The organism is Variovorax sp. Soil_C_39 (assembly GCF_057656815.1).
Map to the genome: position 1 here is coordinate 1 of NZ_JBDGJQ010000008.1, position 22,426 is coordinate 22,426.

20 protein-coding genes are annotated in these 22,426 nt (G+C 67.2%); 10 read left to right on the forward strand and 10 right to left on the reverse strand.

From position 1 onward, the window contains the following. Nucleotides 1-125 precede the first annotated feature (125 nt). Entirely contained in the window at nucleotides 126-1,520 is a 1,395-nt protein-coding gene (gene ffh, locus AC3A6J_RS19655; RefSeq protein ID WP_487861662.1) for a signal recognition particle protein, read from the reverse strand. Between the two features lie 113 nt (nucleotides 1,521-1,633). Between ffh and AC3A6J_RS19660 the strand changes: the two genes are divergently transcribed. The 8 genes from AC3A6J_RS19660 to AC3A6J_RS19695 all read left to right on the forward strand — a co-directional run bounded on the left by AC3A6J_RS19660 (nucleotide 1,634) and on the right by AC3A6J_RS19695 (nucleotide 12,007). Continuing rightward, nucleotides 1,634-2,443, forward strand: coding sequence for a cytochrome C assembly family protein (locus AC3A6J_RS19660; RefSeq protein WP_487861663.1), 810 nt, complete (start codon nucleotides 1,634-1,636; stop codon nucleotides 2,441-2,443). Further along, nucleotides 2,440-2,697, forward strand: a complete 258-nt coding sequence (locus tag AC3A6J_RS19665) for a PP0621 family protein (RefSeq protein WP_487861664.1) — start codon at nucleotides 2,440-2,442, stop codon at nucleotides 2,695-2,697. Before AC3A6J_RS19660 ends, AC3A6J_RS19665 begins: the two co-directional genes overlap by 4 nt. Nucleotides 2,698-2,784: 87 nt before the next feature. Next, nucleotides 2,785-4,482 carry a two-component system sensor histidine kinase NtrB gene (locus AC3A6J_RS19670; protein ID WP_487861665.1) on the forward strand — a complete coding sequence of 566 codons (1,698 nt, stop codon included), beginning with the start codon at nucleotides 2,785-2,787 and terminating at the stop codon, nucleotides 4,480-4,482. 4 nt (nucleotides 4,483-4,486) lie between these two features. Beyond that, nucleotides 4,487-6,040 carry a sigma-54-dependent transcriptional regulator gene (locus AC3A6J_RS19675; protein WP_487861666.1) on the forward strand — a complete coding sequence of 518 codons (1,554 nt, stop codon included), beginning with the start codon at nucleotides 4,487-4,489 and terminating at the stop codon, nucleotides 6,038-6,040. Further along, nucleotides 6,027-6,641, forward strand: coding sequence for a 1,6-anhydro-N-acetylmuramyl-L-alanine amidase AmpD (gene ampD, locus AC3A6J_RS19680; RefSeq protein ID WP_487861667.1), 615 nt, complete (start codon nucleotides 6,027-6,029; stop codon nucleotides 6,639-6,641). Before AC3A6J_RS19675 ends, ampD begins: the two co-directional genes overlap by 14 nt. A gap of 349 nt (nucleotides 6,642-6,990) precedes the next feature. Beyond that, nucleotides 6,991-9,909 (forward strand): ribonucleoside-diphosphate reductase subunit alpha, encoded by a 2,919-nt coding sequence (locus AC3A6J_RS19685; protein ID WP_487861668.1) that lies wholly within the window; start codon nucleotides 6,991-6,993, stop codon nucleotides 9,907-9,909. Between the two features lie 179 nt (nucleotides 9,910-10,088). Then, nucleotides 10,089-11,264, forward strand: a complete 1,176-nt coding sequence (locus AC3A6J_RS19690; RefSeq protein ID WP_487861669.1) for a ribonucleotide-diphosphate reductase subunit beta — start codon at nucleotides 10,089-10,091, stop codon at nucleotides 11,262-11,264. Between the two features lie 200 nt (nucleotides 11,265-11,464). Next, entirely contained in the window at nucleotides 11,465-12,007 is a 543-nt protein-coding gene (locus AC3A6J_RS19695; protein ID WP_487861670.1) for a histone H1-like DNA-binding protein, read from the forward strand. Nucleotides 12,008-12,089: 82 nt separating this feature from the next. Here the strand turns inward: AC3A6J_RS19695 and AC3A6J_RS19700 are convergent, their stop codons facing one another. The 7 genes from AC3A6J_RS19700 to AC3A6J_RS19730 all read right to left on the reverse strand — a co-directional run bounded on the left by AC3A6J_RS19700 (nucleotide 12,090) and on the right by AC3A6J_RS19730 (nucleotide 18,466). Then, entirely contained in the window at nucleotides 12,090-12,992 is a 903-nt protein-coding gene (locus AC3A6J_RS19700; RefSeq protein ID WP_487861671.1) for a carbohydrate kinase family protein, read from the reverse strand. Between the two features lie 75 nt (nucleotides 12,993-13,067). Next, on the reverse strand, nucleotides 13,068-14,462 hold the full coding sequence (locus AC3A6J_RS19705; protein WP_487861672.1) for a zinc-ribbon and DUF3426 domain-containing protein: 1,395 nt from the start codon (nucleotides 14,460-14,462) through the stop codon (nucleotides 13,068-13,070). 43 nt (nucleotides 14,463-14,505) lie between these two features. Next, nucleotides 14,506-15,390, reverse strand: coding sequence for a 50S ribosomal protein L11 methyltransferase (gene prmA / locus AC3A6J_RS19710; protein WP_487861673.1), 885 nt, complete (start codon nucleotides 15,388-15,390; stop codon nucleotides 14,506-14,508). Nucleotides 15,391-15,409: 19 nt separating this feature from the next. Continuing rightward, complete coding sequence (gene accC / locus AC3A6J_RS19715) at nucleotides 15,410-16,759, reverse strand: acetyl-CoA carboxylase biotin carboxylase subunit (RefSeq protein WP_487861674.1); 1,350 nt, start codon at nucleotides 16,757-16,759, stop codon at nucleotides 15,410-15,412. A gap of 2 nt (nucleotides 16,760-16,761) precedes the next feature. Then, nucleotides 16,762-17,223: an acetyl-CoA carboxylase biotin carboxyl carrier protein gene (gene accB, locus AC3A6J_RS19720; protein WP_487861675.1), complete on the reverse strand. Its 462-nt coding sequence runs from the start codon at nucleotides 17,221-17,223 to the stop codon at nucleotides 16,762-16,764. Between the two features lie 100 nt (nucleotides 17,224-17,323). After that, nucleotides 17,324-17,869 carry a TlpA family protein disulfide reductase gene (locus tag AC3A6J_RS19725; RefSeq protein WP_487861676.1) on the reverse strand — a complete coding sequence of 182 codons (546 nt, stop codon included), beginning with the start codon at nucleotides 17,867-17,869 and terminating at the stop codon, nucleotides 17,324-17,326. Further along, entirely contained in the window at nucleotides 17,870-18,466 is a 597-nt protein-coding gene (locus tag AC3A6J_RS19730) for a hypothetical protein (protein WP_487861677.1), read from the reverse strand. A 53-nt stretch (nucleotides 18,467-18,519) separates the two neighbouring features. On the opposite strand from AC3A6J_RS19730, the gene mpl reads away from it, so the two are divergent. Both mpl and AC3A6J_RS19740 read left to right on the forward strand, forming a co-directional pair. Continuing rightward, complete coding sequence (mpl, locus tag AC3A6J_RS19735; protein ID WP_487861678.1) at nucleotides 18,520-19,929, forward strand: UDP-N-acetylmuramate:L-alanyl-gamma-D-glutamyl-meso-diaminopimelate ligase; 1,410 nt, start codon at nucleotides 18,520-18,522, stop codon at nucleotides 19,927-19,929. Nucleotides 19,930-19,938: 9 nt separating this feature from the next. Then, nucleotides 19,939-20,445, forward strand: a complete 507-nt coding sequence (locus AC3A6J_RS19740; RefSeq protein ID WP_487861679.1) for a cupin domain-containing protein — start codon at nucleotides 19,939-19,941, stop codon at nucleotides 20,443-20,445. Nucleotides 20,446-20,501: 56 nt separating this feature from the next. On the opposite strand, the gene AC3A6J_RS19745 is transcribed toward AC3A6J_RS19740, so the two are convergent. Beyond that, nucleotides 20,502-21,620: a 3-deoxy-7-phosphoheptulonate synthase gene (locus tag AC3A6J_RS19745; protein WP_487861680.1), complete on the reverse strand. Its 1,119-nt coding sequence runs from the start codon at nucleotides 21,618-21,620 to the stop codon at nucleotides 20,502-20,504. Between the two features lie 226 nt (nucleotides 21,621-21,846). Continuing rightward, entirely contained in the window at nucleotides 21,847-22,374 is a 528-nt protein-coding gene (locus tag AC3A6J_RS19750) for a PH domain-containing protein (RefSeq protein WP_487861681.1), read from the reverse strand. Between the last annotated feature and the right edge of the window lie 52 nt (nucleotides 22,375-22,426).

Consider the following 22,426-nt stretch of genomic DNA (forward strand, 5'->3'; position numbering starts at 1 on the left):
TCCAATGAAAAATGCCCTCCAGACAACGCCTGGAGGGCACTTCTCGCGGACTCAACGCCGACTATTTACACAGACTGCCTGTGGCCGGCTTTTTTCATGGGCGCAGCGAACGAACCGGCGCGGAATCAGAACGGCAGCTTGCCGCCACCTCCGCCCATGCCGGGCATCCCGCCCATGCCCTTCATGCCGCCCATCTTCTTCATCATCTTCATGAGGCCGCCGCCCTTCATTTTCTTCATCATGCCCTGCATCTGCTCGAACTCGTTGAGCAGGCGGTTCACTTCCTGAACCTGCACGCCCGCGCCGGCCGCGATGCGGCGCTTGCGCGTGGCCTTGAGCAGTTCGGGCTTGCGGCGCTCCAGCGGCGTCATGCTCTGGATGATGCCTTCCTTGCGGCGGATGTCGCGCTCGGCGCGGGTCATGTCGGCCTCGCTGGCCTTGGCGGCCATCTGCTGCGGCAGCTTGTCCATCAGGCTGGAGAGGCCGCCCATCTGCTTCATCTGCTGGAGCTGGCCCAGAAAGTCGTTCAGGTCGAAGCCCGCGCCGCTCTTGACCTTGGCCGCGAGCTTCTGCGCCGCCGCCACGTCGACGCCGGCCGTGACCTGCTCGACCAGCGCCACGATGTCGCCCATGCCGAGGATGCGCCCCGCATGGCGCTCGGCGTCGAACACCTCGAGGCCGTCGATCTTCTCGCTGGTGCCGGCAAACTTGATCGGCACGCCCGTGACCTGGCGCACCGACAGCGCCGCGCCACCGCGGGAGTCACCGTCGGTCTTGGTCAGGATGATGCCGGTGAGCGGCAGCGCCTCCTTGAAGGCCTTGGCGGTGTTGATCGCGTCCTGGCCCTGCATGGCGTCGACCACGAAGAGCGTCTCGACCGGGTCGAGCGCGCCGTGCAGCTGCTGGATCTCGTTCATCAGCACTTCGTCGATCGCAAGGCGGCCGGCCGTGTCGACCAGCAGCACGTCGAAGAAATGCCGCTTGGCATGGTCGAGCGCCGCGCGGGCGATGTCGAGCGGCTTCTGCTCGGGCGTGCTTGGGAACCATTCCGCGCCCGCCTGCTTCGTCACCATCTTGAGCTGCTCGATGGCGGCCGGCCGGTAGACGTCGCCCGACACGGTGAGCACCTTCTTCTTGCGCTTCTCGATCAGGTGCTTCGCGAGCTTGGCGGTGGTGGTGGTCTTGCCGGCGCCCTGCAGGCCCGCCATGAGGATCACCGCGGGCGGCTGGGCCACGAGGTTGATGTCGGAGATGCCCTCGCCCATGGTGGCGGCGAGTTCGCGGTTGACGATGCCGACCAGGGCCTGGCCGGGCTTGAGCGAGCCCAGCACCTCCTGGCCGAGCGCCTTGTCCTTCACGCGGGCGACGAAATCCCGCACCACCGGCAGCGCCACGTCGGCTTCGAGCAGCGCCATGCGCACCTCGCGCAGCATGTCCTGCACGTTGCTTTCGGTGATGCGCGCCTGGCCGCTCATCGTCTTGACGAGGCGGGAGAATTTTTCGGTGAGGGCGGTGGCCATGAGCGGGATGCCTTGTTGCCCGCTGCGGCGGGCATTGGGAAGTCGTGAACTGGATCGGCCGCGTTGGCGCTGCGGTACGCAGCGTGCAAGCCGGGGGGAGATAAACTCCAGCCATGATTTTAGCGATCCCCTCCCCACTCGCCGTGGCGCTGGGCATCGCCACTGCGGCGGCCTATGGTTCTGCCGCCGCCGCGGGTGCCCGGCTGAGCCGCCGCGGCACGCAATGGGCGCTCGGCCTCGCCTGGCTGCTGCACGCCGCCGTGCTGGGCTACGGACTGGTCGGCAGCGAGCCGCGCTTCGGCTTCGCGCCGGCGCTCTCCGTCACCGCCTGGCTGGTGCTCACCGTCTATGCGGTCGAAAGCAGCATGTACCCGCAGCTCAAGGTGCGGCGCGCGCTGGCCTGGCTGGGCGCGGCCGCCGTGCTCCTGGCGGTGCTGTTCCCGGGCACGCCGCTGCATGTCGCCGCTTCGCCGTGGCTGCCGCTGCACCTCGCGCTCGGCATCGCCTCGTACGGCCTGTTCGGCGCCGCCGTGGTCCATGCGTGGCTGATCACGCGCGCCGAAAAGCAGATTCGGCTGGCCGCCGAGCCACAGGGCGGGGTGCCGCTGCTCACGCTCGAACGGCTGACCTTCCGCTTCGTCGCGGCCGGCTTCGTGCTGCTGTCGGCGACGCTGCTCGCGGGCCTGCTGTTCAGCGAAACGCTCTACGGCGCCGCCGTGCGCGGCTGGAAATGGGACCACAAGACCGTGTTCTCGGTGCTCGCCTGGCTCAGCTTCGCGGTGCTGCTCGGCGGGCGCGCACGCTTCGGCTGGCGCGGGCGAACCGCGCGGCGCGTGCTGTATGCGGGCACGGCGCTGCTGCTGCTGGCCTACGTGGGTTCGCGCTTCGTGCTCGAAGTGGTTCTGGCGCGCGGCACGGCATGAAGTACCTGCTCGTTTTCGCGGTGATCGCGGTGGCGATCTGGCTCTGGCGCAAGAACCGCCGCGAGGAAATGCGCGACACCCGGCGCGAGCAGGCGGCGCGCGCCAAACGGCCCGGCGCCGCCCCGGCCACCCCGAAAGCCATGCTGCGCTGCGCCCACTGCGGCCTGCACCTGCCGGCAGCGGACGCCATCGGCGGCACGGGCGAGGCGGCCTACTGCAGCGCCGCGCACCGCCAGGCCGCCGAGCGCGGCTGAAGGTGCGCCCATGAGCGCAGCGCCGGGCCGCCCCAAGCAAGCTCGCTCCCGCCTGGCGGGAAAGCGCGCAGCGCGAAGGGTGCACCAGTGACCGCAGCGCCGAGGCCGCGAGGCGAGCCCGTCACCGATTGGGGCGGGCTCGAAATACAGCATAGCCAGAGCGCCGCGCTGCTGCGGCTCTGGCGCGGCTTCATGGCGGCGCGCTGCTTCGTGGCGGTGGTGCTGGTGCTGCTGCAGGGGGTGGCTCTCGCGCTCGGCCAGGCGATGCAACCGCTGGCCGTGGCCCTGTCGGCGGGCTACCTCGTCGTCACCTGGGTCAGCGCACGCTACGTCCGCTTCACCCCGCCGATCCGCGCCTTCGCGGCGGTGTGGTTCCTCACGATCGGCATCGACCTCGGCACCTTCACCGCGCTCCAGGTTCTGCAGGGCGGCAACATCAACTACACGCCGCTGTTCGCGCTGCCGGTGCTCATGAGCGCCGTGCTCGGAACCGTCACCGTGGGCCTGGGCACCACATCCGCCGTCACGCTGCTGCTGCTGGCCGACGCGGGCTGGCACTGGCTGCAGCAGCCCGGCGACCCATCGAACCGCTTCGTGCAGGCGGCGCTCACCGGCACCGGCCTGTTCGTGGTGGCGCTGCTCGCCCACGAGCTGGCGCGCCGCCTGGCGCGCGAAGAAGCGACGGCCCAGCGCAACCGCAGCAGTGCGCAGATGCAGGCGCAGGTCAACGACCTCGTGATCGAGACGCTCAGCGAGGGCGTGCTGGTGATCGACGCCGAAGGCCTGGTGCATGCGGCCAACCCGGCGGCCGACGCGATCCTCGGCCAGGGCCTGGCCAAGCTCGGGCTGCCGTTCGCGCTGCACGCCCAGCCCGCCTGGCATGCGCTCGCGGCGCTCGCACGCCAGACCTTCGCGCGGCGCGCACCGCAGAGCGAAGAGATCCCGGTGGCGCAGGCGCGCGGCGCCGCGCGCGAGGTGCGCGTGCGCACGCGGCTCACGCCGACGAGCGACCGGCGCGTCGAAAGCCTCTGCGTGATGTTCCTGCAGGACCTGCGCGAACTCGAGGCACGCATCCGCACCGAGAAGCTGGCTGCGATGGGCCGCATGTCGGCGGCCGTGGCCCACGAGATCCGCAATCCGCTGGCCGCGATCACCCAGGCCAGCGCGCTGCTCAACGAAGACCTGACCGATCCCGCCCACCGCAAGCTGACGAGCATGGTGCAGCACAACGCGCAGCGGCTCGCGCGCATCGTGGACGACGTGCTCGACGTGTCTCGGGCGCGCCAGCAGCGCGTGCTCTCGCTCGGCGAGCAGGTGGTGCTCGATCCCGCGGTGCGCGCGCTGGCCGAGGAATGGGTGCGCCAGACGCAGCGCCAGGGGGTGCTGGTGGCGCTCGACGCCGGCGAGAGCGAAGTGCGCTTCGACGTCGAGCACCTGCGCCGCCTGCTCGTGAACCTGCTCGACAACGCCGCGCGCTACGCCGGCAGCAGCGACGGCTCGATCCAGGTGGTCACCACCCTTCAGCGCGGCGGCGCCGGGCTGCCGACCCTGCTGGTGTGGAGCGACGGCGCGCCGCTCGAGCCCGCGGTGCAGCGCCACCTGTTCGAGCCCTTCTTTTCTTCCGAGAGCCGCTCGAGCGGGCTTGGCCTCTTTCTGTGCCGCGAGCTGTGCCGGCGCCACGGCGCGACCATCGGCTACGAGCGCCGCTCGCTCGTCGCGGGCGGCCCCGAGGGCAACGAATTCTTCGTGCGTTTCGCGCCGAGCGAAAACCGGCTGACACAATAGCGCCGTGAGCACGACCCCTTCTTCCGCGCAGCGTCCGGGCAACATCCTGGTCATCGACGACGAGCCCGACCTGCGCACGCTCTATGAACTGACCTTGCTGCGCGAGGGCTACCGCGTCGAGGCGGCCGGCAGCGTCTCCGAAGCCTGGCAGCACCTCGAGGCCGCGCAGTTCGACGCGGTGATCACCGACATGCGGCTGCCCGACGGGCAGGGCATGGAGATCATCCAGCGCATCCAGAAGAACCACCGCAGCGAGCGCTGCGTGGTGATGACGGCCTATGGCTCGGCAGAGAACGCTGTCGAGGCGCTCAAGGCCGGCGCCTTCGACTACCTGACCAAGCCGGTCGACCTCAAGCAGTTCCGAGCGGTGGTCGCCTCCGCCGTGCAGGCGCAGCAGGCCACGCCGGCCAGGGCGGCGCCGATTGCGCCCGCAGGCTTCGGCGAGCGGGCCGACGTGCCAGCCATTCCGGTGAACGGCGCCGCGGCGCTCGATCGGCTGGTCGGCGACTCCGAGCCGATGCGGCGCGTGAAGTCTCGCATCGCCAAGGTCGCGCGCGGCATGGCGCCGGTGCTGGTGCGCGGCGAATCGGGCACCGGCAAGGAGCTCGTGGCGCGCGCGGTGCACGCCTGCAGCCAGCGCAGCGACGGACCCTTCGTCGCGGTCAATTGCGGCGCGATTCCCGAGAACCTGCTCGAGGCCGAATTCTTCGGCGCCCGCAAGGGCTCGTACACCGGCTCGTCGCAGGACCGCGACGGCTACTTCCAGGCCGCCCGCGGCGGCACGCTGTTCCTCGACGAGATCGGCGACCTGCCGCTCGCAATGCAGTCCAAGCTGCTGCGCGCGATCCAGGAGCGCAGCGTGCGCTCGATCGGTTCCACGCAGGAAGATGCGGTCGACGTCCGCATCGTCAGCGCCACGCACAAGGATCTGCATGCCGAGGTGCAGGCCGGGCGCTTCCGCCAGGACCTGTTCTACCGGCTCAATGTCATCGAGATCGCCGTGCCCGCGCTGCGCGAACGGCGCGAAGACCTGCCGGCGCTGTGCAAGGCGCTGCTCGCGCGCATCGCGCACGACGGCGGGCTGCCGGTGCCGCACCTCTCGGACGAACTGCTGCGCCGGCTCGCGCAGCATCCGCTTGCGGGCAACGTGCGCGAACTCGAGAACCTGCTGCACCGGGCGGTGGCGCTCAACGACGGCGACGAGCTGCATCTCGACCTGATGGGGCCGGGCCATGCGCCGGCGGAGGCAGTCGCGGCCACACCTGCCACGCCTTCCGTGGCGGCGCCCGAACAACCCGACGAGCAGACGCGCCCTGCGCCGGCGCCAATCGCCCAGCCCCGGCCGGCGCCGCCGCCCCTGCCCTCCGACCTGCAGGCCTACCTCGACCAGCAGGAGCGCGAAATCCTCGTGCGTGCGCTGCACGAGAGCGGCTTCAACCGCACCGCGGCGGCCGCACGGCTCGGCATGAGCCTGCGCCAGATCCGCTACCGCATCGCGCGGCTCGGCATCACCACGCCGAGCGGCGACGAAAGCGCCGCGAACCATGTCGACGACTGAAACGCAGGACGGCGCCGCCGCGCAGGAGCGGCTCTGGCAGGCCGGCTGGTACCGCTTCGCGCGGATGCTGCGCTCGCCGAACTTCGGGCCGCGGCCCGCGGGCGCGCAGACCGACCTCGTCGTGCTGCATTCGATCAGCCTACCGCCGGGCGAGTACGGCGGCGAGGCCGTGCAGCAGCTCTTTGCGAACCAGCTCGACTGGGACGCGCACCCGTATTTCCAGTCGATCCGCGGGCTCGAGGTGTCGTCGCATTTCTATGTGCGGCGCAACGGCGAGCTCTGGCAGTTCGTGAGCTGCGACGACCGCGCCTGGCACGCCGGCGTCTCGGCCTGGCGCGGGCGGGCCAACTGCAACGACGACTCGATCGGCATCGAGCTCGAAGGCCTCGAGGGCCAAGCGTTCGAAGAAGCCCAGTACGAAACGCTGGCCGGCCTCTGCGCCGCGATCGCACAGCAGTTTCCGATCGCGCACATCGCCGGCCACGAGCACATCGCGCCTGGCCGCAAACACGACCCGGGCGCGGGCTTCGACTGGCCGTTGTTGCGCGGTCGGCTCGGCTGGCCTGCAAAAATGTTCCCCGCGCAGGTGATGGGCCGCTAATTTTTTCAATCACGTCGCGCAACGCGATGCGCCCCGCGCGCCGCCGGATTGGGACAACATTGCAAACGCCGCATGCAGCAACCATGCGCCCTGCAAGCCCAAATCGGCCTGCAGGCCCCGTTCCACGCGGGTTGCGACACCATGAACCAATGTTCATGGGGCACAAATGGCCGTGTCACCGTGCGAGCCAAAAAACGACCCGCATGTATCCGATGGAAAACGCTACATCTAGTGGGTTGTAGCCCCCTCACACCCCAGATATAGTGTGTTCCGTCCAGCCACCTGCCCCGGCGCAATGCCCGGCCCAGGCGCTGCCACCCCACAAGAATTGCCAACCGAGAGGAAGCGAATGCAAACATCCCTGAACACCCCATCGACTCCGCGCGCCGTTCCTTCCACGCCGTCGCAGCAGCCGCAAGACACGGCCGGCTCGCCGACGAGCCAGAGCCTCGCGCACTACCAGATCATCCGCCGCAATGGCGCCGTGGTGCCGTTCGAGCCGAACAAGATCGCGATCGCGATGATGAAGGCCTTCCTGGCGGTGCACGGCACCCAGGGCGCGGCCTCGGCCAGCGTGCGCGAAACGGTGGACACGCTCACGCAGGGCGTGATCCGCGCCATGGTGCGCTCGCGCCCGGGCGGCGGCACCTTCCACATCGAGGACGTGCAGGACCAGGTCGAGCTCGGCCTGATGCGCGGCGGCCACCATGAGATCGCGCGGGCCTACGTGCTCTACCGCGAGCGCCGCACGCAAGAGCGCTCCAAGCAAGGCGAACAGGAAGCCCCCGCCGCACCGACGCTGCATGTGCTGGACAACGGCGAGCGCGTCGCGCTCGACCTGAACGAGCTCAAGGGCCTGATCGAATCGGCCTGCGAAAACCTGGGCGACAGCATCACCGCCCAGCCGATCGTCGCCGAGACGATGCGCAACCTGTACGACGGCGTGCCGCTCGACGAGGTCTACAAGGCCTCGATCCTGGCCGCCCGCACGCTGATCGAGAAGGACCCCGACTACACCTTCGCGACCGCCCGCCTGCTGCTGCACACGATCTTCAAGGAAATCATCGGCCGCGAAGTCATGCCCGCCGAGCGCGCGCAGACCTACGCCGACTACTTCCCGCAGTTCATCAAGAAGGGCGTCGAGAACGAACTGCTCGACGAGAAGCTGCTCCAGTACGACCTGCCCCGCCTGGGCGCGGCGCTCAAGGCCGAGCGCGACAACCAGTTCGACTACCTCGGCCTGCAGACCCTGTACGACCGCTACTTCCTGCACGTGCGCAAGTCGCGCATCGAGCTGCCGCAGGCCTTCTTCATGCGCGTGGCCATGGGCCTCTCGCTCGGCGAAATCGACCGCGAAGCGCGCGCCATCGAGTTCTACGAAGTGCTGTCGTCGTTCGACTTCATGTCGAGCACGCCCACCCTCTTCAATGCCGGCACGCTGCGCTCGCAGCTGTCGAGCTGCTACCTGACGACCGTGCCCGACGACCTCGACGGCATCTACGAGTCGATCAAGGAAAACGCCCTGCTCTCGAAGTTCGCGGGCGGCCTCGGCAACGACTGGACCCGCGTGCGCGCGCTCGGCAGCCACATCAAGGGCACCAACGGCGAATCGCAGGGCGTGGTTCCGTTCCTCAAGGTGGTGAACGACACGGCCGTGGCCGTGAACCAGGGCGGCAAGCGCAAGGGCGCGGTCTGCACGTACCTCGAAACCTGGCACCTCGACATCGAGGAGTTCCTGGAGCTGCGCAAGAACACCGGCGACGACCGCCGCCGCACGCACGACATGAACACCGCCAACTGGATTCCCGACCTGTTCATGCGCCGCGTGATGGAAAAGGGCTCCTGGACGCTGTTCTCGCCTTCCAACGTGCCCGACCTGCACGACCTGTTCGGTGCCGCTTTCGAGAAGGCATATGTCGCCTACGAAGAAAAGGCCGCCCGCGGCGAGATCAAGCCCTCGCGCACCATCCAGGCCTCGGACCTGTGGCGCAAGATGCTCACGATGCTGTTCGAGACCGGCCATCCCTGGATCACGTTCAAGGACGCCTGCAACGTGCGCTCGCCGCAGCAGCACGCCGGCGTGGTGCACTCGTCGAATCTGTGCACCGAGATCACGCTGAACACCAGCGACACCGAAACCGCGGTCTGCAACCTGGGTTCGGTGAACCTGCTGCAGCACCTGAAGGACGGCAAGGTCGACCAGGAAAAGCTCAAGAAGACGATCTCGACCGCGATGCGCATGCTCGACAACGTGATCGACATCAACTACTACGCCGTGAAGAAGGCGCGCGACTCGAACCTGCGCCACCGTCCGGTCGGCCTCGGCCTGATGGGCTTCCAGGACGCGCTGTACGAACTGCGCATTCCCTACGCCTCGCAGGAAGCCGTGCAGTTCGCCGACGAATCGATGGAGGCGATCTGCTACCACGCCTACTGGGCCTCGACCGATCTGGCCCGCGAGCGCGGCAAGTACTCGAGCTACAAGGGCTCGCTGTGGGACAAGGGCATCCTGCCGATCGACTCGCTCGACCTGCTGGAGCAGGCACGTGGCGGTTACGTCGAGGTCGACCGCTCGTCCACCCTCGACTGGGACGCGCTGCGCGCCAAGATCAAGGCCGACGGCATGCGCAACTCCAACTGCGTGGCGATCGCCCCGACCGCGACGATCTCGAACATCATCGGCGTCGACGCCTCGATCGAACCCTGCTTCGGCAACCTGTCGGTCAAGTCGAACCTGTCGGGCGAGTTCACCGTGATCAACCACTACCTGGTGCGCGACCTCAAGCGCCTGGGCCTGTGGGACGACGTGATGGTCATGGACCTGAAGCACTTCGACGGCTCGCTGCGTCCGATCGACCGCGTGCCGCAGGACGTGAAGGCGCTCTACGCCACCGCGTTCGAAGTCGAGACCACGTGGCTCGTCGAGGCCGCTGCGCGCCGCCAGAAATGGATCGACCAGGCGCAGTCGCTCAACATCTACATGGCCGGTGCATCGGGCAAGAAGCTCGACGACACCTACAAGCTCGCATGGCTGCGCGGCCTCAAGACCACCTACTACCTGCGCACGCAGAGCGCGACGCATGCCGAAAAGTCCACCGTGCAATCGGGCCGACTCAACGCAGTGTCGTCGGGCAGCAGCGATGCAGGCTCGGGCATGAGCGCACTCGAAGCCGCGGCCGCTGCAGCGAAGGCGCAGATGAGTGCGATGCCGGCCACCGACATCGCGTTCTGCGGCGTCGATGATCCGACGTGCGAAGCGTGCCAGTGACGCGTCGTTGAAATCAGCGAGGCCCATGCAGCGCGTTGCGAACCCTCAGTCGATCACGGCATCGACTGACATCGCACGATGCATGGGAGCAACATAACAACCACATAAATGGAGCGCGACGTGGGCGAGCACTTTGCAACTCACATCGTTGCTCCGATAATTGAGCATTGGATTTTTCTATGTTGACCTGGGACGAAGAAGTCAAGCCCTCCTTGCCAAAGGATATGCAACAAGGATTGCAGCAGTACCAACCATCGACCAGCGGCGTGTCCGCGGGCCGAGCGGTGGATGCTCCGACTTCGTCTTCTGCCCTGCAGCCTGCAGCACCCGTTGCCACGCAGCGCGTCAAGGCTTCCGACAAGCGCATCATCAACGGCCAGACCGACGTCAACCAGCTGGTGCCGTTCAAGTACAAGTGGGCCTGGGAAAAATACCTCGCCACCTGCGCCAACCACTGGATGCCGCAGGAAGTGAACATGACGCGCGACATCGCGTTGTGGAAAGACCCGAACGGCCTGACCGAAGACGAGCGTCGCATCGTCAAGCGCAACCTCGGCTTCTTCGTGACCGCCGACTCGCTGGCCGCGAACAACATCGTGCTGGGCACCTACCGCCACATCACGGCCCCCGAATGCCGCCAGTTCCTGCTGCGCCAGGCCTTCGAGGAAGCGATTCACACGCACGCGTACCAGTACATCGTCGAGTCGCTCGGCCTCGACGAGAGCGAGATCTTCAACGCCTACAACGAAGTGCAGTCGATCCGCGAGAAGGACCAGTTCCTGCTCCCGTTCATCGAAGCCATCAGCGACCCGCACTTCAAGACCGGCACGCACGAAACCGACCAGACGCTGCTCAAGTCGCTGATCGTGTTCGCCTGCCTGATGGAAGGCCTCTTCTTCTACGTCGGCTTCACGCAGATCCTTGCGCTGGGCCGCCAGAACAAGATGACCGGCGCCGCCGAGCAGTACCAGTACATCCTGCGCGACGAATCGATGCACTGCAATTTCGGCATCGACCTGATCAACCAGCTCAAGCTCGAGAACCCCGGCCTCTGGACCGCCGAGTTCAAGGCCGAGATCAAGGCGCTGTTCCTCAAGGCCGTCGAGCTCGAATACAAATACGCCGAAGACACCATGCCGCGCGGTGTGCTCGGCATGAATGCCTCCATGTTCAAGGGCTACCTGCGGTACATCGCCAACCGGCGTGCACAGCAGATCGGCCTCGAAACGCTCTTCCCGAACGAGGAAAACCCGTTCCCCTGGATGAGCGAAATGATTGACCTGAAGAAAGAACGCAATTTCTTCGAGACCCGCGTCATCGAATACCAGTCGGGCGGCGCGCTCTCGTGGGATTGAAGCTTTCCGACAACAAGAATCGATGAATTCAAGAATTGCCCATGCCACCGACCGCGCCAAAGAGCGCGGCATGGACGAGGGCTCAGGTGTTCATGGTGCTGGAGCTCAGACTCCAACCCCATGGATCACTTTGCGCTACCAACGTGCGCGGAGTGCTTCAATAGGTTGATTTTTTCAACTTGATCAAGGAGAAAACAGAAATGGCAACTGCAAAAAAAGCGCCGGCTAAGAAAGCCGCAGCAAAGAAGGCTCCGGCCAAGAAGGTCGCAGCGAAGAAGGCTCCGGCCAAGAAGGTAGCGGCGAAGAAAGTAGCGGCGAAGAAGGCTCCGGCCAAGAAGGTCGCTGCCAAGAAGGTCGCCGCCAAGAAGGCGCCTGCGAAGAAGGTAGCAGCCAAGAAGGCAGCACCGGCGAAGAAGGCCGCTGCCAAGAAGGCAGCACCGGCCAAGAAGGCCGCTGCGAAGAAGGCGCCTGCCAAGAAGGCGGCTGCAAAGAAGGCGCCGGCGAAGAAGGCCGCTGCCAAGAAGGCCCCTGCGAAGAAGGCCGCCGCCAAGAAGGCGCCTGCGAAAAAGGCTGCGGCCAAGAAAGCCGCGAAAAAGCCCGCTGCCAAGCCTGCCGCTGCGGCCAAGAAGCCGGCTGCAAAGAAGGCCGCCAAGGCAGCGCCCGCTGCGGCGCCTGCGCCTGCTGCGCAGACCACGCTGAACCCGCAGGCAGCCTGGCCGTTTCCGACGGCCAGCAAGCCCTGAGTTCTTTCAGCGGCCTTGAAGGCAAAAGCCCGGCACCTCACGGTGTCGGGCTTTTTTCATGGTGCGCCGGGAAAGGACCGGATCAGAGGCCCAGCGCCTTGCGGTCGACCTGGTAGTTCTGCGGTCCGCGCTGGGCGATCTTGAGCGCGCCGACGCGGTTGCCGAGCGCCGCACACTGCGCGAGCGGCCATTCCTTCTCGAGCCCGAACAGCAGCGCGCCGCGCCATGCATCGCCGCAGCCCGTGGGCTCGACCACGGCCGTCGGCCTCACGCCCGGCACATGCTCGCGCTCGCCATCGGTCCAGACCTCGCAGCCTTCGGCGGCCAGCGTGACGACAAGGCCACGCACATGCTTCGAGATATCGGCCAGGCTCCAGCCGGTGCGCTGCGACAGCATCTTGCCTTCGTAGTCGTTGACCACGACCCAGCTCGCCAGCGCAATGAAGCGCCGGAGCGCCTCGCCGTCGAACATGGGCAGGCCCTGGCCCGGATCGAATACGAACGGAATGCCGGCCGCAGCAAACTGCTCCGCATGCTGCAGCATCGCCTCGCGGCCATCGGGCGCGATGATGCCGACCCGGATGTCCTCGCGCGCGCGGACCTTCGTGAGGTGCGCCTGCTGCATCGCGCCGGGATGGAAGGCCGTGATCTGGTTGTTGTCGACGTCGTTCATGATCATCGCCTGCGCGGTGAAGGTGTCGTCGAGCTGACGTACGAACTCGGTGCTGATGCCCAGCGAGCGCATGCGCTCGAGGTAGTCGGCGCCATCGCTGCCGAGCGTGGCCATGGGCAGCGCCGTGCCGCCGAGCGCATTGAGGCTGTAGGCGATGTTGCCGGCGCAGCCGCCGAAGTCGCGCCGGAGGCCGGGCACCAGGAACGACACATTGAGGATGTGCAACTGGTCCGGAAGGATCTGGTCGGCGAACCGGCCCTCGAAGGTCATGATGGTGTCGAACGCGAGGGAACCGCAAATCACTGCTGCCATGGGTGAGCCCGTTGAATGAGAGAGAAGAAGGAAGGTGGATCGAAGAAGAAGAATAAAACGCGCGTGCGGACCTGCTCAAGGGTAGAACGCTTCCACGCGGTAGCCCGCGATCGGCGGCAGCGTCGTGCCTTCGGGCGCCGACAGGCTCAGCGGCAGCGATGCCGCATGGTCGGTGCGCGCCGCAAGCACCGCGGGCGCGCCGTAGTCGGCCGCAGTGAGCACGCGGCGCACCACGGCGCGCTCCTGCGTGTCGAGCAGCGAAAGTTCGATGGCCGGCATGGCGAGCGGCACGGCGGCGCCATTGCGCAAGGTGAAGCTGAGCCGGTAGTCGCCGCCGCCGGACTTCTCGCGCGTGAACGCGGCGCCTTCGATCACGATGTCGCCGATCCGGCGCAGCGCCGTGAGTTCGCAACCGCTCCAGCGGCACAGCGCGGCGAGCGCCGGCCGCAGGCCCGGCTGGCGCGCGACGATCGCATCGCGCTCGTGGCGCAGCACCTGCGCGGCGAGCAGCAGCACGGCCAGCACCACCAGCAGCCAGAACGACCGCCGCACGGCCGGGCGCTGCCAGATCGGCGAGGGCTGGCGCTTGGTGCGCTCGTTCTCGAAGAGCGCGAGCGGTTCGGAATCGGGTGCATCGTCGGTGCGAAACGGCCGCGGTGCGGATGCATCAAGCTCGGGTTCGCTCGCCTGGCGCACCATCGACGAAGTCGTCGCCAGTTTGTCGGCCGCGCGTTCTTCTTCGCGCTCCCGGGCATGCGCGATCCCGTCCGACTTGATGCGCGTCCGCCGCAAGACCTTGTCCAGCTGAGCCCGGTCGCGGTCGGGGGAAGGTTCGTGCGCTTCTTCCTCGTCGCCGCGGGCCGACTCGGCGAGCTCGCGCGCCTCGAGGCGCAGCGCGGGCAAGGGCAGCGGCGGCGGCGGTGCTGGAGATGTCGCCGGCGCCGCCGCGAGGTCCAGGTCGATGTTCGGAAACGGCGGTAGCGAACTCGGCGGCGGCCGCCATTCGGATTCGGGTGTGTTGACTTCGAAGTCCGACCACAGCGCGTCGGGGGCGATACCGTGCGCTGGAAGTGAAACCGCGGGCGCGGTCACCTCGGCTTCGTCATCGGTTTCGGCTTCGTCATCGGTTTCGGCTTCGTCATCGGTTTCGGCTTCGTCATCGGTTTCGACTTCGTCATCGGCTTCGGGCGTCGCCGCTGGCGGCGTCTCGCGGCCCTCCGCTTCGTCGTCGACGAACTCGGGCTCCTCCCGCTCGGCATGCGAAGGCGCTGTCGGCATGGGTGCGGCCGCTACCGCCGCGGGCGACGGTGCGACGGCCGCTGGCCCGTCCGCCATCTCGTGCAGTTCGAGCGTGGCGTCGAACACATGGCTGCAGCGGCCACAGCGCACCCAGCCATCGGAGATGCGAAGCTGGTCGCGCACCACCTTGAAGGTGGTGGTGCAGGAAGGGCAGCGCGTGGCAAGGCTCATGACGGGGCGATTGTAGGGTTGCCCCTTCGCCGCGGACGCGCCGTCAGCAGCGCGCCGTCATGAGGATCCAGCCGTCCTCGCTGTCGCTGACCTCGAGCGCGGCGTAGGGCGCGTAGGCCTCCTTGAGCTCGTCGGCCTGGCGCTCGAGGATGCCGGCCAACACCAGCGATCCGCCCGCCGCCACATGGCCGCGCAGCAGCGGCGCGAGCAGCTTGAGCGGCGTGGCGAGGATGTTCGCGAGCACCACGTCGTACAGGCCCTTGGCCGCATCGGGCAGGCCGGCCTTGAGTTGCACGCGGTTCGCCTCGGCATTGAGCAGCGTCGACGACACCGCGGCTTCGTCGATGTCGACGGCAACGATGTCGCGCGCGCCGAACTTCGCAGTGCCGATCGCGAGGATGCCCGAACCGCAGCCGTAGTCGAGCACGCGCCGACCCGCGAAGGCGCCCTGCCCCGCGATCCAGCGCAGGCACATGCGCGTGGTGGGATGGGTGCCGGTGCCGAATGCAAGCCCCGGATCGAGCCGGATCACCTGCCGCGCCTGCGCGGGCGGCTCGTGCCAGGTCGGCACGATCCAGAAATCGGGCGTGATCTCGACCGGCGCGAACTGCGACTGCGTCAGCCGCACCCAATCCTGCTCGGGCACGGGCGCCACGCCGAGCATGGCGCAGCCTTCGAAGAAGTCCTGCAGCGCGAGCACCGACGCGGCTTCCTTGGCGGCGACCTCGTCGGGGAATAACGCAATCACGCGCGAGCGCAGCCAGCCTTCCTTGGGCGGCGGCATGCCGGGCTCGCCGAACAGCGCCTGCTCGGCATCGGTCTGCGCGTCGGCGTCTTCGACCGAGACGCTCAGCGCATCGAGCGCCTCGAGCGCATCGCCAAGCAACTCGACCTTGTCTTCCGGCGCCATCAGGCGAAGTTCGAACATGGCGTCGGGCAGTGGTGGCTCAGCGCTTGTGCGCTGCGAGCCACTCTTCGAGGTAGTGGATGTTGGTGCCGCCGCTCATGAACTTGGCATCGACCATCAGCTCGCGGTGCAGCGGGATGTTGGTCTGGATGCCTTCGATCACGGTTTCATTGAGCGCGGTGCGCATGCGCGCCATGGCCTGCTCGCGCGTGTCGCCATAGACGATGATCTTGCCGATCATCGAGTCGTAGTTCGGCGGCACGAAGTAGTTGGTGTACGCATGCGAATCGACGCGCACACCAGGACCGCCGGGCGGATGCCACATCGTGATGCGACCCGGCGAGGGCGTGAACTTCCAAGCGTCCTCGGCATTGATGCGGCATTCGATGGCATGGCCGCGCATCTCGATCTGGCGCTGCGTGAACGGCAGCTTCTCGCCCGCCGCCACCATGATCTGCGTCTTCACGATGTCGATGCCGGTCGTGGCCTCGGTCACCGGATGCTCCACCTGCACGCGGGTGTTCATCTCGATGAAGTAGAACTCGCCGTTCTCGTAGAGGAACTCGAAGGTGCCGGCGCCACGGTAGCCGATCTTCTTGCAGGCTGCCGCGCAACGCTCGCCGATCTTCTCGATCAGCTTGCGCGGAATGCCCGGCGCGGGCGACTCCTCGATCACCTTCTGGTGGCGCCGCTGCATGGAGCAGTCGCGTTCGCCGAGGTAGACCGCGTTCTTGTGCTTGTCGGCCAGCACCTGGATCTCGATGTGGCGCGGGTTCTGGAGAAACTTCTCCATGTAGACGGCCGGATTGCTGAACGCGGCGCCCGCCTCGGCCTTGGTCATCTGGATCGCATTGACCAGCGCCGCCTCGGTGTGCACCACGCGCATGCCACGGCCACCGCCGCCGCCTGCCGCCTTGATGATCACCGGGTAGCCGATGGCCCGCGCGATGCGCTTGTTGGTGGCCGCGTCGTCGGACAGCTCGCCTTCGGAGCCGGGCACGCAAGGCACGCCGGCCTTGATCATGGTCTGCTTGGCCGAGACCTTGTCGCCCATCGTGCGGATGTTGTCGGGCGTCGGGCCGATGAACTGGAATCCGCTCTGCTCCACGCGCTCGGCGAAATTGGCGTTCTCGCTAAGGAAGCCGTAGCCGGGGTGGATGGCTTCGGCATCGGTCACCTCGGCGGCCGAGATGATGGCCGGCATGTTGAGGTAGCTCTGTCCCGAGGGCGCCGGGCCGATGCACACGGCCTCCTGCGCAAGCTTGACGTACTTGGCGTCGCGGTCGGCCTCGGAATAGACCATCACGGCCTTGATGCCCATTTCGCTGCACGCGCGCTGGATGCGCAGCGCGATCTCGCCGCGGTTGGCGACCAGGATCTTCTTGAACATGGTCACTCGATGATGAACAGCGGCTGACCGTATTCGACCGCCTGGCCGTTTTCGCCGAGGATCTGGGTGATCGTGCCGGACTTGTCCGCCTCGATTTCGTTGAGGATCTTCATCGCTTCGATGATGCAGACCGTGTCACCCTCGTTGACCTTGCTGCCGACTTCGACGAAGGCCGGTGCGCCCGGGCTCGACGCGCGGTAGAAGGTGCCGACCATCGGCGACTTGACGACGTGCCCGGTGGGCGCGGCCTCGACGGCAGGCGCCGGCGCGGGGGTGATGGCGGGAACGCCACCGGCCGCCGGTGCGGCGGCGGGCGCAGCCGCCAGGGTCTGCACGTACTGCACCGGCGCGGCGCCGCCGCCCTTGACGATGCGAACCTTGCCTTCGGTTTCGGTGATTTCCAGCTCGGAAATATTGGATTCAGACACCAGGTCGATCAGTGTCTTGAGTTTGCGCAGATCCATGAGGCTCCAGTGCCGACTTTGTCGGGATTCGGAAGTAACTTTGCCAAAAATCGTTGATTTTCAGCGAACAGCGGCGAATGCCGGGAGTGTGTATCTGATTCTAACCGTGAACGAGTTCACGTCGCCAAGCGTCCAGGTCGGCCGCCTCGAGCTGGCCCATTTTACGGGCGGCCACGGTGCCGTCGCCGCCGAGGACCAGCGTGAAGGGCAGTCCGCCCGCCGTGTTGCCCAAGCTTTTGACGAGTTCGGTGCCTTGGAGGCCCGCCAGCCCAATCGGATATGAGACAGGCGTCTTCTGCAGGAACTTGCGTACGGAACTCGGCTGATCGATCGCCAAACCGACAACTTGCCATCCATTAGCGGCATGATCTTGAAAAAAGCCGTCGATCATCGGCATTTCTTCAACGCACGGGGGACACCATGTGGCCCAAAAATTGAGCAGCAGCGGCTTGCCGCGAAGGCTCGAAAACTGCAGTTCGCCGCCGCCAGGTTGCTCGAAGCGCTGGGCCCAGAAGTCCGGCGCGAGCGTCTCACCGCGCGGCGCGTTGCGCTGCTCGCGCCACCATGCGCCGCCCAGGCCCGCCGCAGCGGCCGCAACCGCCACGCCGCCGTAGAGCAGGCCGCGCCGTGTGGGCGAAGAAGTCATTCATGTGTCCTTTTCTTTTTCAATCAGCCGGCGCAGTGCGGCCAGGTCGCCGCGCGGCGTGCGGCCCTGTGCGTCGGGCCGCAGCGCGCCGCGCAGGTCGTCGAGGTCGTACACCAGCAGGTGCACGCCGATCTCCTCGCCGAGCGTGCGGCTCGCGGCATGCACGCTCAAGGCCTCGACCTGCTCGCCATGGAAGCCGGTCACCATGCGGGGTTCGTAGTCCACATGGTGATCGATCAGCGCGATCTCGGCCGACTTCGAATCATCGCAGAACAACTGAATATAAATGTCTGACAGCCGCGTGGCCGTGCCGTGCCACACCGCGCCACCCAGGTGCGGGCGGAATACGGCCATGCGCTCCATCCATTCGAGCGCGAGCTGGCGCAGCGCCTGCAGTTCCTGCGGCTGGGTGTCGGCGCAGTACAGCGCGATGTAGTCGCGGACTTCCGCCTCGACCTCGTCATTGTTGGGCAGCGCCGTGCGCGACGGCAGGCCCAGCACGCGCACGGCGCGACGCTTCGCGGGCCCGTATTCGAGCCCCTCCTCGACGACGAGGCGGGCGGCTGCCGCGGCGATCTCACGCTTGGACGTGTCCATCGGGGCATTTTGCCCGCAAAGGATGGCTGGGTGCAGCCTCCTAGAATTGGCCGATGCACATTCACATTCTTGGCATTTGCGGCACGTTCATGGGCGGATTGGCCGCGTTGGCGCGCGAGGCGGGCCACCGGGTCACGGGCTGCGATGCCGGCGTGTACCCGCCGATGAGCGACCAGCTTCGCGCGCTGGGCATCGACCTGATCGAAGGCTTCGGTGCCGACCAGCTGGCGCTGGCACCCGACATGTTCGTGGTCGGCAACGTGGTGTCGCGCGCGCGGCTCGCCGACGGCTCGCCCAAGTTTCCGCTGATGGAAGCCATCCTCGATGCCGGCAAGGCCTACACCAGCGGGCCGCAGTGGCTGGCGGAGCATGTGCTGCTCGGGCGGCATGTGCTCGCGGTGGCCGGCACCCACGGCAAGACCACCACGACCTCGATGCTGGCCTGGGTGCTCGAACAGGGCGGCAAGGCGCCGGGCTTCCTGGTCGGCGGGGTTCCGCTCGACTTCGGCGTGTCAGCCCGGCTGGGCGAGGGACCGGCCTTCGTGATCGAGGCCGACGAATACGACACCGCCTTCTTCGACAAGCGCAGCAAGTTCGTCCATTACCGCCCGCGCACTGCGATCCTCAACAATCTCGAGTTCGACCACGCCGACATCTTCGACGACCTCGCGGCCATCGAGCGCCAGTTCCATCACCTGGTGCGCACGGTCCCCGCGACCGGCCGGCTGGTGGTGAACGCCACCGAGGACAGCCTGGAGCGCGTGCTCGCACAGGGCTGCTGGAGCGAACTCGCGCGCTTCGGCGGCGAAGGCGCCAAAGCGCAATGGCAGGCGCGCGGCACGCACGACGCCTTCGACGTGCTGCACCGGGGCGAGAAAGTCGGCCGCGTCGAATGGGCGTTGTCGGGCCTGCACAACCAGATGAACGCACTCGCGGCGATCGTGGCCGCCGAGCACGTCGGCGTGGCGCCGGCCGACGCGGCCCGCGCGCTCGGCAGCTTCCGCAACGTGCGCCGGCGCATGGAGCTGCGCGGCACGGTCGAACGCGCGGGCGGCGCGATCGCGGTCTACGACGATTTTGCCCACCACCCCACCGCGATCCGCACCACGCTCGACGGGCTGCGCAAGAAGCTCGACGACGCCGGCCGGAACAACGAGCGCATCCTCGCGGCCTTCGAGCCGCGCAGCAACACGATGAAGCTTGGTGTGATGGCGGCGCAGCTGCCGTGGAGCCTCGCGTCGGCCGACCTGTCGTTCTGCCACACCGCCGGGCTCGACTGGGACGCGGCCGCCGCGCTGGCCCCCATGGGCGAGAGCGCCCGCGTGGCCGGCGACGTCGGCGCGCTGGTGGCCCAACTGGTTGCCGCTGCGCGGCCAGGCGACCACATCGTCTGCATGAGCAACGGCGGCTTCGGCGGCGTGCACGACAAGCTGCTGCAGGCCCTGCGCGGCAGCGCCGGCTGAGAATTCACCATGACCGCGCGCGCCAAACAACTGATCGACACGCTGGGCCTGCAGCCCCATCCCGAAGGCGGCTGGTACCGGGAGGTGTTCCGTTCCGCCGCGCAGGTGAGCCCCGCCGATGGCCGCGCGGCCCGCGGCGCGCTCACCAGCATTTATTTCCTGCTCGAGGCCGGCCAGCATTCGCGCTGGCACCGGGTACTGTCCGACGAAGTGTGGGTGCATCTCGAGGGCGTGCCGCTGGCGCTGTGGACCTGCGACGCCGCACTGCGCACCGCGCCGGCCCATGTGCGGCTCGGGCCGGTCGACGTGCACGGCACGCGGCCCCAGCACGTGGTGCCCGCGGGCCAATGGCAGGCAGCGCGGCCGATCGAAAGCCATTCGTCAGGCGACTACGCGCTGGTCGCCTGCATGGTCGGCCCGGGCTTCGATTTCGCCGACTTCTCGTTGATGGCGCCCGACGGCGACGAGGCCGCCGCCATCCGCCATCACTGGCCCGAGCTCGCGGCGCTGATCTGAGCGACTAGGGCCTGTTCACCCTATTTACGGGGTCGCCGTAAATAGGTGAACAGGCCCTAGCCGCGGCGCTGCTTCACGGCGCGCGACAGCGTGTCGAGCACCTGTACCGAATCGTCCCAGCCGAGGCAGGCATCGGTGATGCTCTGACCGTATTCGAGGCCGGCGATCTGGTCCTTGCCGGGCGTGAACTTCTGCGCGCCGGGCTGCAGATGGCTCTCGACCATCACGCCGAAGACGCACTTCGAACCACTGGCGATCTGCGCCGCGATGTCCTTCGCCACGTCGATCTGCTTCTGGTGCTGCTTGGAACTGTTGGCATGGCTGCAGTCGACCATCAGCGTCGGCGGCAGCTTGGCGGCCTCGAGGTCCTTGCAGGCGGCCGCGACGCTCGCCGCGTCGTAGTTGGGCGCCTTGCCGCCGCGCAGGATCACGTGGCAGTCGCGGTTCCCGTTGGTCTGCACGATCGCCACCTGGCCGTTCTTGTGCACCGAGAGGAAGTGATGGCCGCGGGCGGCCGCCTGGATCGCGTCGGTGGCGATGCGGATGTTGCCGTCGGTGCCGTTCTTGAAGCCGATCGGCGCCGACAGGCCCGAGGCGAGCTCGCGGTGCACCTGGCTTTCGGTGGTGCGTGCGCCGATGGCGCCCCAGGCGATCAGGTCGCCGATGTATTGCGGCGAGATCACGTCGAGGAACTCGCTGCCCGCGGGCAGGCCGAGCCGGTTGATGTCGATGAGCAGCTGGCGCGCGATGCGCAGGCCCTCGTCGATGCGGTAGCTTTCGTCGAGGTACGGGTCGTTGATCAGGCCCTTCCAGCCGACGGTGGTGCGCGGCTTCTCGAAGTACACACGCATCACGATCTCGAGCGAGTCGGCGTACTTCTCGCGCTCCTGCTTGAGGCGGCGCGCGTAGTCGAGCGCGGCGGCCGGATCGTGAATCGAGCAGGGCCCCATGATGACCAGCAGCCGGTCGTCCTTGCCCGCCATGATGTTGTGGATGTTGCGGCGCGTGCCGTCGATCAGCGTTTCGACCGGCGTCCCGCGAATCGGGAAGAAGCGGATCAGGTGTTCGGGAGGGGGCAGCACGTTGATGTCCTTGATGCGTTCGTCGTCGGTCTTGCTGGTCTTTTCGACGTTCGCATACCAGCTGTCGCTGGCCGGGGCAGTGTTCGTGCTCATGTTGGTTCCTTGTTGTGAATATCTTCAGGGCATAAAAAAACCGCCGGGGCCTTGGAAGGCACCGGCGGTTTCGGAGGGTGTTCGTTTGCGTTTTACGCGCTCGCCTCTCGTCCGCCGGAAACCGGGAACCAAAAGTAGGCAAAGAAATAAGCGCGGAGGGCGGACATGTGGGCCGAATGTAGCACGGAAAATAAACACCCGGCCGCGTGGCCGGGTCGGTGTTGTTTTACCGGTAGCCCGATTCGTTGGCGTTGTGGATGATCCAGATCAGGTTGCCGCTGCTGAAATCGCCCATGCCGCCGCCCGCGAAGATCAGGCGGCCCTGGCCCTTGTAGGTCATCTCGAAACGATGCCGATCGCCGCCGAAATAGAACGGAATCCAGGCCTTGCCCGTCATGTAGGCGCCCTGGTCAGTCGGCTGGCCGGCGATGTCGGTGACTTGCTTGGCGCTCATGCCGATCTGCAGGCGCGCAAACCTGCTGTTGCGTGCCGGATTGCCGGTGATCTCGCCTTCGTAGCCGTTCAGGCCCTTGACCGTGCGTCCACTGCCGGCCTCGACCTTCGAAGAGTCGACCACGTTGCCGCGGGCATCCATGCCGGCCTTGGCACCGCCACGGGCCGCCGCGGGAGCGGCCGCAGGTGCCGCCGCCTGGCTCTCGGCCGAACCGCCGCGCGAGGCGCAACCCGCCGTCGCCATCACCACTGCAGCAGCCGCGGCCCACAGCGCCGCGGACGAATTGATCCTGATCCTCATCGAAAAGCTCCTTCAGTCAGCAAAAGTGCTGGAGCTTAACAATTGCAAGCAA